Source organism: Kitasatospora sp. NPDC047058 (assembly GCF_040643935.1).
GTDB lineage: Bacteria > Actinomycetota > Actinomycetes > Streptomycetales > Streptomycetaceae > Kitasatospora.
Window position 1 is genome coordinate 1 of the sequence record NZ_JBEYVJ010000354.1, and the last position, 6959, is coordinate 6959.

Annotated in this window: 8 protein-coding genes and 1 pseudogene; 3 read left to right on the top strand and 6 right to left on the bottom strand. The window is 74.8% G+C overall.

Annotation, left to right across the window (positions count from 1 at the left end):
• A partial coding sequence (locus ABZ885_RS32555; protein WP_360196673.1) for a hypothetical protein occupies positions 1-191 on the top strand: 191 nt, incomplete at its 5' end.
• A gap of 71 nt (positions 192-262) precedes the next feature.
• Here ABZ885_RS32555 and ABZ885_RS32560 read toward each other — a convergent pair.
• From ABZ885_RS32560 to ABZ885_RS32580, 5 genes are all read right to left on the bottom strand, one after another.
• Positions 263-679 carry an SHOCT domain-containing protein gene (locus ABZ885_RS32560; RefSeq protein ID WP_360196676.1) on the bottom strand — a complete coding sequence of 139 codons (417 nt, stop codon included), beginning with the start codon at positions 677-679 and terminating at the stop codon, positions 263-265.
• Positions 680-836: 157 nt separating this feature from the next.
• Positions 837-1412 (bottom strand): NUDIX hydrolase, encoded by a 576-nt coding sequence (locus ABZ885_RS32565; protein ID WP_360196679.1) that lies wholly within the window; start codon positions 1410-1412, stop codon positions 837-839.
• A 113-nt stretch (positions 1413-1525) separates the two neighbouring features.
• A complete protein-coding gene (locus ABZ885_RS32570) occupies positions 1526-2671 on the bottom strand; it encodes a type III polyketide synthase (RefSeq protein ID WP_360196681.1) in 1146 nt (381 codons plus the stop codon).
• A 123-nt stretch (positions 2672-2794) separates the two neighbouring features.
• Positions 2795-4000, bottom strand: a complete 1206-nt coding sequence (locus ABZ885_RS32575; protein ID WP_360196683.1) for a cytochrome P450 — start codon at positions 3998-4000, stop codon at positions 2795-2797.
• A 211-nt stretch (positions 4001-4211) separates the two neighbouring features.
• Positions 4212-5180 carry a helix-turn-helix domain-containing protein gene (locus tag ABZ885_RS32580; protein WP_360196686.1) on the bottom strand — a complete coding sequence of 323 codons (969 nt, stop codon included), beginning with the start codon at positions 5178-5180 and terminating at the stop codon, positions 4212-4214.
• An 81-nt stretch (positions 5181-5261) separates the two neighbouring features.
• Here ABZ885_RS32580 and ABZ885_RS32585 point away from each other — a divergent pair, with 81 nt between their 5' ends.
• Together ABZ885_RS32585 and ABZ885_RS32590 are read left to right on the top strand one after the other, a co-directional pair.
• Complete coding sequence (locus ABZ885_RS32585) at positions 5262-5855, top strand: MBL fold metallo-hydrolase (protein ID WP_360196689.1); 594 nt, start codon at positions 5262-5264, stop codon at positions 5853-5855.
• 95 nt (positions 5856-5950) lie between these two features.
• On the top strand, positions 5951-6496 hold the full coding sequence (locus tag ABZ885_RS32590; RefSeq protein ID WP_360196691.1) for a hypothetical protein: 546 nt from the start codon (positions 5951-5953) through the stop codon (positions 6494-6496).
• Positions 6497-6751: 255 nt separating this feature from the next.
• On the opposite strand, the pseudogene ABZ885_RS32595 reads toward ABZ885_RS32590, so the two are convergent.
• Positions 6752-6959: pseudogene (locus tag ABZ885_RS32595) on the bottom strand (hypothetical protein); the annotation flags it as partial.

Sequence of the window (6959 nt, forward strand, 5' to 3'; positions counted from 1 at the left end):
CCCCTATCACCAGCGTGCGCCGGCCGCACCCCGGCCGCACCCCGGCCGCACCCCGGACCGTCGCCGGGCAGGCGGGCGGCCAGGCCGCGCCGGCCAACAGCGCCATGGCGGACGCGCTGCGCCGGGCCGGGCTGGCCGGCGGCGGGTCCGGCTCCGGCGGTCGCGAGGACCGGCGCTCGGGCCGGCGCTGAGCGCGGACGGACGGCGGCGGGGCCGGTGGACGGACGTTCCACCGGCCCCGCCGTCGTGCGGGGTGCGGGAATCACACCAGGAGCTTCTCCTTGGCCTTCTGGTACTCCTCCTCGCTGATGGCACCGCTGGCCTTGAGGTCGGCGAGCTTGGCCAGGTCGTCGACGTGGCTGCGGCCCGCGCCGCCGCCCCCGGCCGCGCCCTCGGGCCCGGCGGCGTCCCGGATGTACGCCTTGAAGGCGGCCTCGTTCTTCTGGGCCTGGGCGAGGTCGCGTTCCCCCATCGACCTGCCCCGGACGATCACGTACACGAGCACACCGATCAGCGGCAGCAGGATCACCAGGATCAGCCAGCCGGCCTTGCCCCACCCGCTCATGTCGTGGCTGCGGAAGATGTCCGTGATGATCTTGAACAGCAGGAAGAACCAGAGGATCCAGAGGAACAGCTCCAACATCGTCCAGAAGATGTCGAGCAGCGGGTAGTTGTCCATGACGCTCCCGTCGGTGTGGACCAGGGTTCACCCGAGTCCTATCACCGCATTCCGGACACTGCGCCCCGGTGTTCGGCCATCCCGGTGACCGCGGGAACCGCTGCCCGCGGCCCGTCGCTGCCCGCGGCCCGTCGCCGCCCGCGGCCCGCTGCCGTCCTCAGCCTGCCGCGGACCGGGCCCGCAGCTCCACCGCCAGACCGATCAGCTCGCCCCACCAGGGCTCGTGGCCGCGGACCAGCAGCCGCTGTGCCTCGGCGGGCTCGACCGCCCGCACCTCCGCCACCTGCTCGCCGTCGTCCGGATTGGTCGGCGCGGAGTCCACCGCGACCTCCGCCCAGCCCCAGAGCCAGGCCTTCTCCGGGTGCGGCTGCCACGGCCGGTAGGGCTCCGCGAGGTCCGTCACGCAGCGGTGCGCCCCGAGCCAGACCGGCTCGCCGAGCAGCCGGGCGCCGGCCTCCTCCCGCAGCTCGCGGACCAGGCAGGCCTCGACCGACTCGCCGTTCTCGCGGGTGCCGCCCGGCAGGAACCAGTGGTCGCGCTCGTCACGGCAGAGCACGATGCGCCCGGCGGTGAAGCCCACCAGGTGGATGTTGGTGACGAGCTCGTCCGGCGGCAGTGCCGTGGAGAACCGGGCGTCGAAACGGCCCCAGGCCCAGTACTGCGGGGCGTGCAGCTGCGGGAACCGGGCCGGCAGATCGGTGAGTCCGCCGGCTCTTTCGGAGGTGTCCGTCATTCACCGATCATAGTCCGCCGGGGGCTGCGGGCCCCCTTTGTTCCCGCTGTTCCCGCTGTTCCCGCTGTTCTCGCGGCACGGGCGGCGCCGGGGCCGGGCGGGCCGACCGGCCGTCAGGTCGTCGCCGGCACGCCGAACACCGGAGCCCGGCCGGCACCGTCGAGGGTGATCCGGCGGTACGGGACGGCCGCCGGGCGGGCCGCTTCGAGCGGGGAGCCGGTCCAACTCCCCAGCGACATCTCGGCGGTGATGCCCGGACCGAAGCCGGCGATCAGCCCCGGGGTGCCGTCGGCGACGGAGCCCTCCTCGAACAGCCGGGCCAGCGCGTCGAAGACCACCGCGCTGGCGATGTTGCCGCGCTCGGTGAGCGTGGCACGGCTGAACCGGAAGGCGGCCGGGTCGAGTTCGAGGAAGCGGCAGAGGTCGTCCAGGATGCGCGGGCCGCCGGCGTGCACGATGTAGAAGCCGAGCCCGGACACGTCCCAGTCGTGCTCGGTGGCGAGGGTGCGCAGCGCCGGGGCGAGCATCTCCATGGTGCCCGGGACGCGCTTGTCGAGCTGGAAGTGGAAGCCGGTGTCCCTGACCCCGTAGGAGATCCAGTCCTCGGTGTCCGGGACGAGGTGCGAGCCGTTGCGCTCGACCTGCACGCCGGTGCCGCCGCGGCCGCGCATCACGGCAGCGGCGACGGCGTCCCCGAACAGGCCGTTGGAGAGCAGCGAGCCGACGCCGAGGTCGGTCGGCTGGTAGCAGAGCGAGCAGAACTCGCAGGCCACGATGAGGACGTTGGCGCCCGGGTAGGCGCGGCAGAAGTCGTGCGCGCGGTTGACCGCGGCGCCGCCGGCCGCGCAGCCGAGCTGGGCGATCGGCACCTGGCGGGTGTCGGAGCGGAAGCCCATGGTGTTGATCAGCCAGGCGGTCAGCGAGGGCATCATGAAGCCGGTGCAGGACACGTAGACGATCAGGTCGATCTCCCGGGCGGACAACTCGGCGTGCCCGAGGGCGCGTTCGACCACCTCGGGGACGCGGCGCTTGGCCTCGCGCTCGTAGACCGCGTTGCGGGTGGTGAAGCCGGGGTGCCGCAGCGTCTCGTCGACCGGCTGGACCAGGTGCCTGGTCCGCACCCCGGTGTTCTCGATCAGCCGGAGGGCGAGCGGGAGCTGGGGGTGGTCCCGGTGCAGGGCGCGGGCCAGGTCGAGGGTCTGGTCGAGGGTGACGACGTGCTCGGGAACGGCGACGGCGGGACGGCAGAGAGTTGCCATGGGCGTGAGAGGTCTCCCCTGGTGACCCGCGCGGGCGGCGGCCGGCGCGGGCGGTGGCCTACGGTGCGTTGGACGTGCGCCGCGGCGGTGCGGCGAGGTCGTGTCTGCCGGACACGCCGTGGGTCACCAGGCGACCGGCAGGGTCCGCGGGTAGCGCCAGATCGAGCCGGTGTGCCAGTCCAGCTCCCCCGGCGGCACGGCCAGCCGCAGGCCGGGGAAGCGCTCCAGCAGGGTGCCGATGGCGACCTGGAGCTCCATCCGGGCCAGGTGGGCACCGGCGCAGTGGTGGGTGCCGTAGCCGAAGGTCATGTGGTGGGCCGCGCCGCGGCCGAGGTCCAGCTCGTCCGGCCGCTCGAACGCCGCCGGGTCGCGGTTGGCGGCCAGGTAGGAGACGTGCACCGCCTCGCCGGCCCGGATCAGCACCCCGCCCAGCTCGACGTCCTCGGTGGCGACCCGGGCGATGCCGACGCCCTGCCGGAACGGGATGAAGCGGAGCAGCTCCTCCAGAGCGCGCGGCAGCGTGTCCGGCCGGGCGCGCAGCTCGGCGAGCTGCCCGGGGTGGGTGAGCAGGGTGTAGGTGATGTTGCTGAGCTGGTAGGTGCTGGTGTCGTGGCCGGTGACCAGCAGCACCATGGCCATCACGGCGAGCTCCTGGTCGTCCAGCAGCTCCTCCTCGTCCCGGGCGGTGGCGAGCGCGCTGATGAGGTCCTCGCCGGGGTCGCGGCGGCGGGCGGCGGTCAGCTCGGTGAAGTAGGCGCGCAGGGCGGCCTTGGCGCGGACCTGGCCGTCGCCGCTGCCGGGGCCCATCGCCATCATCGCGACGGCGTGCCCGCGCAGTTCGGCGCGGTCCTGCTCGGGGACGTCGAGCATCTCGCAGATGGTGGTCATCGGCAGCCGGGCGGAGAGGTGCCGGACCAGGTCGGCGGGGGAGCCGTGCTCCGCCATCTCCTCCAGGTACCCGTCGACGATCCGCTGCGTCTTCGGGCGCATCCGCTCGACCTGGCGGTTGGTGAAGCCCTGGGCGACCAGGCGGCGCAGCCGGTTGTGGGCCGGCGGGTCCATCAGGTTGATCGCCTCGGCCTGGGCGATCGGGGCGGGCGTCATCCGGGGCAGGTCACGGCCGATGCCCGCCGCGCGGCTGAACCGGCGGTCGGTGGTGACCACGCGGACGTCCTCGTACCGGGTGGCCAGCCAGGCCTCGCCCTCGCCGTGCGGCAGCCTGATCCTGGCGACCGGTTCCTCGGTGAGGAGCCGCTTCAGGAGCGGGTCGAACTCCAGGCCTTCGGTGTGGTTGAAGGGGCAGTCCCACACGGGGGCGGAGGTAGTCACGGGCTGATCCAAGTGGCCGGAGTCGGTACCGCCCGGGACGTCGGGTCGTTCGGGCGCGGACATGCCGATGTTCCCCCATCGGACGGCGGAAATCCGGATCCGGCGGATTGTTCGCTCGATCGAGCGAGCTAGCCGATAGTCATGCGATATGCCTTGCGGGGGACGGGAGTTGGGGTGCCGGCGCACGGCCGGCGACGGCTCCGGTCGCGGCTCAGCCCGCGGACGGCGGCACGCGGGTGAAGGAGCGGCGGTAGGAGCGCGGCGGGACGCCCCGGCGGCGGACGAACCGTTCGCGCAGGACGGCCGCACTGCCGTAGCCGACCCGGCGGGCGACCTCCTCGACCGGCAGGTCCGTCGTCTCCAGCAGCTCCTCGGCGGCGGCCAGCCGCAGGTCCCGCAGCCAGGCGTGCGGGGTGGTGCCGGTGGCGGCCGCGAAGCGGCGGAGGAAGGACCGCTTGCTCATCACGGCGCGCCGGGCCAGCTCCGCGACCGGCAGCGGCTCGTGGAGGTGCTCGCGGGCCCAGGCCAGCACGGCGGCCAGCCGCTCGTCCTGGCCGTCCCCGGGGACCGGCGCGGCCAGGTACTGGGCCTGCCCGCCGTCGCGGTGCGAGGGCAGCACCATGTCCCGGGCGACGTGGTTGGCCACGGCGGCGCCGTGCTCCCGCCTGATCAGGTGCAGGCAGAGGTCGAAGCCCGCGGCGGCCCCCGCACCCGTGGTGATCCGGCCGTCGTCCAGGTACAGCGCCCCGGGTTCGACGGCGACGTCCGGGTAGCTGCGGGCCAGCAGGCCGGCGAAGCGCCAGTGGGTGGTGGCCCGGCGGCCGTCGAGCAGCCCGGCGGCGGCGAGCGTGAACGCACCAACGCAGTGGGCGGCGACCACCGCGCCGCGCTCGTGCGCGGCCGACAGGGCGTCCAGCACGGCGGGCGGGGGCGGCGTGCGGAAGCCCGCCCCCGGCAGGGCGAGCACGAGGTCGGCGGCGGCCAGCCGGTCCAGGCCGTGCTCGATCGTGAGCGGCACGCCGAGGTCGGTGCGGACGCTCCCGGGCCGGTCCGTGCAGAGCGCGAAGTCGAAGCCGGGCATCGCCTCCCCGTGCGGGCCGAACACCTCGGCGACGATGCCCACGGCGAGCATGCCGACTCCGGGCGGGGCGTACGCGGCGACGCTCGTGAAGGGGGCCATCCGCGGAGTCTGGCACATTTCCTGCGATCGGTGGCATCAGTGCCACTCGTCCGGTCCCGGCCCGTCCGACAGGATCGAGGCATGACAGACGCACCGCTCGGCCGCAGCGCCGCCTTCAAGGTCCTGACCACCGGCTACGTCGGCTCCACCGGCCCCGGGGTCGCCGCCACCGTCTCCTACGTGGCGGACGCCGGACGGCACGTGATCTTCGACCCGGGCATGGTGGCGAGCCACGACGACATCCTCGGCCCGCTCGCGGAGCTGGGGCTCGGCCCCGACGACATCACCGACGTGGTGCTCAGCCACCACCACCCCGACAACACCATGAACGCGGGCCTCTTCCGCCGGGCCCGGGTGCACGACCACAAGGTGGAGTACCAGGGGCACCGGTGGACGAACCGCGACGCCGAGGGCCACGAGCTCACCCCGTCGCTCCGCCTGATCCGCACCCCCGGCCACAGCCCCGAGGACATCACGCTGCTGGCGGGCACGGACGCGGGCGTGGTCGCCTTCGCCGGCGACCTGTGGTGGCACGCGGCCGGCCCGGCGGACGACCCGGTGGCCCCGGACCGCGAGGTCCTGCGCGCCTCCCGGCTCCGGGTGCTGGCCGTGGCGGACCTGATCGTGCCCGGCCACGGCGCCCCCTTCACGGGCGACGAGACCACCCCGCGGTAGCGGGCCCGGCCCGGTGGCGGCCCCGGGGTGACCGGGTGGTGAGCCGGCGGCCACCGCGCGAGAACCGGTCGGGTGTTCGACGGCGTCCTGTGGGCGTGATCAAAGCTGTCCTCGGCACGATGCCGATGTTCTGGCCCGGCCTGCTCTGCTCGCTGGTGCCGGCCGCGCTGCTGAACCAGGCGGTCGGACGGTGGCTGCGCGCGCACTGGGCCGTGGCGTTCGTGCTGCTGCTCGCCCTCGGCGGGCTGGCCACGCTGACGCTGCTGCCGGACGCCTGGGGTCCGTTCTGGGGGTACTCCCGGTACGCCGTGCGGCACTGCAACCTCACGGGCTACGGCCTGCGGCCGCTGCACGACTTCACGACGGTGAACCCGACCAGCCTGGACGTGGCCCTCTACGTCCCGATCGGCCTCGCCGGCGCGCTCGCCGGGACCAGGGCGCGGGCGGCGACCGTCCTCCTCGGGGCGGCGCTCCTCCCCGTCGTCATCGAGGGCGTGCAGTACGCCCTGCCCGGCATCGGCCACGCCTGCACCGTCCAGGACGTCCTGGACAGCCTGCTCGGCCTCGCCCTCGGCGCGGCGATCGGCCTGCTCACCGGCCCGTTCGCCCGGGCGGGCGTCCGTTCGCTGCGGGAGACGTAGGGCCCCGGCCGGTCGGGACGGAGCCCGTCCGGGGAACCGGGAACGGGTACGGGGAACACCCGCGGCCGGTCGTGGCGGCGCACGGGCGGCGACCGGGGCGCACGGCATCTTTTCAGAAGCCTCACAGCGGGGTGTGGAACCCCCACGGCCGGCCTGCCTAGGCTCCGCATGCGCACGACGGCGTGCGCGGAGCCGGCACGACGGACGACGACCGGCGAGCGCCGGTTGCCCGGCCGCACGGGAAGATCACATGGACTACTGCGCACCCTGCCGCCGCCACCTGAACGGCGCCCTGGCCTGCCCCGGTTGCGGGGCCCCGCCGAGCGGCCCGGCCCCGGTGGGCGGCCCGGACACGGCGGCGTACCCGCCGGCGGAGACCCTGGCGATGCCGCGCGTGGCGTCCGCAGGGCCGTCGGCGCCGCCGTCACCGGCCGGCCCCGCCGGCGGGGGGGGCGCCGCCCGC